Origin of the sequence: Halapricum sp. CBA1109 (genome assembly GCF_009741825.1) — an archaeon.
GTDB lineage: Archaea > Halobacteriota > Halobacteria > Halobacteriales > Haloarculaceae > Halapricum.
In genome coordinates this window covers 1-1,433 of record NZ_WPCA01000254.1, presented here as the reverse complement: position 1 = coordinate 1,433, position 1,433 = coordinate 1, and the positions used below count along the sequence as shown (strand labels likewise).

Annotated in this window: 2 protein-coding genes; one reads left to right on the top strand and one right to left on the bottom strand. The window is 66.2% G+C overall.

What is annotated here, in order from left to right:
- Nucleotides 1-307 (bottom strand): DnaJ domain-containing protein (locus GJ629_RS15775; RefSeq protein WP_157513846.1); only part of this gene is annotated, 307 nt, incomplete at its 3' end.
- 112 nt (nt 308-419) lie between these two features.
- Between GJ629_RS15775 and GJ629_RS15770 the strand changes: the two genes are divergently transcribed.
- A complete protein-coding gene (locus tag GJ629_RS15770; RefSeq protein ID WP_370515942.1) occupies nt 420-1,217 on the top strand; it encodes an enoyl-CoA hydratase/isomerase family protein in 798 nt (265 codons plus the stop codon).
- Nucleotides 1,218-1,433 lie beyond the last annotated feature (216 nt).

Genomic DNA, 1,433 nt, shown 5'->3' with positions numbered 1-1,433 from the left:
CGGCGGCCCCGCCGAACGGGTCGCCACCCATCCCGCCGGTACCGCCGCGGCCGCCACCGCCGTCGAAACCGCCGCGCTTCTCGGCCTGCTCGAATCGCTCGTGGCCCATCTGGTCGTAGGCCTGCCGTTTCTCCTCGTCGGTCAGGACCTCCTTTGCCTTCTTGACCTTCTTGAACTTCTCCTCGGCGTCGGGGTCGTCGCTCACGTCGGGATGGTACTCCCGTGCCTTCTTCCGGTAGGCCTCCTGTATCTCCTCGGCGCTGGCGTCTCTGGAGACCCCCAGTACGTCGTAGAAGTCCTCGCTCATTGGTTGCTAACCGGTAGACCGTTGAGACACTTCAAAAGCCCGGGTCAGGACAGTTTCTCGAACGGCGCCGTTCCTCCCACCCGACAGTTATGTCCTCCTGTGTCGAACACCGATCTATGCCGTTCGATCACTCCTACGACGCCCTGGACGCGACGGTCCGGGAGTCGGTCTGTCACGTCCGACTCGACACGGCGCGCCGTTCAACAGCCTCACGCCCGGTATGGTCGAGGAACTGCTCGACGTCGCGGTCCACTGCAACACCGACGACGACATCCGGGCCATCGCCATCACCGGGGCCGACCACTTCTGCGCCGGTGCGGACCTCCGCCTGTTTGAGGGCGGGGACGCCGACCGGACGGCCCTGCGCCGCCTCGCCGGCACCCTCCACGAGGCCATCCGGGAACTCAACGCTGCCGGCCTCCCCATCGTCACCGGCGTCTCGGGCGTCGCCGCCGGCGCGGGGTTCGGCATCGCTCTCCACGGCGACATCGTCGTCCTCGCCGACGACGCCCGCTTGGAGTTTGCCTACCCCCGCATCGGACTCGCCGCCGACGCCGGCACGACCTACCTCCTCCCGCGACTCGTGGGCCTCCGGAAGAGTCTGGACATCGCCCTCCGGAACGACCCCATCGGCCCCGAGGAAGCGGTCGATATGGGCCTCGCCACCGAGACAGTGCCCGCCGCCGACCTCGGTGACCACGTGGAGTCTGTCGCCCACGACCTCGCTTCCGGCCCGACCGCCGCCTTCGCTGAGACCCGCCGTCTGCTCTACGGGAGTTTCCACAACGGCCTCGACGAACAACTCGCCGCCGAACAGGACGCGATGGACCGGGCCGTCCGTACCGAGGACTTCCGCCGCGGTCTGGCGGCGTTTTTCGACGAGCGCGATGCTTCCTTCGAAGGAAACTGAACGAAGCGGTCGTCTTTCTGGCGGGCGATTCACAACCGCCTTCAGAAAGCACCCGCTGGTCGCTTTCTGAAACGACGAAAGACGTGCTCACTTCGTTGCGCGCGACTTTCGAGCCGACGAAGACGACTCCTCGTGTTACTCGTCGTCGTCTTCGAGAAGTTCGCTCCGCTCACTTCTCGAAACACCGGAAGAGATCGCTTCGCTCGTCTTCCGAGC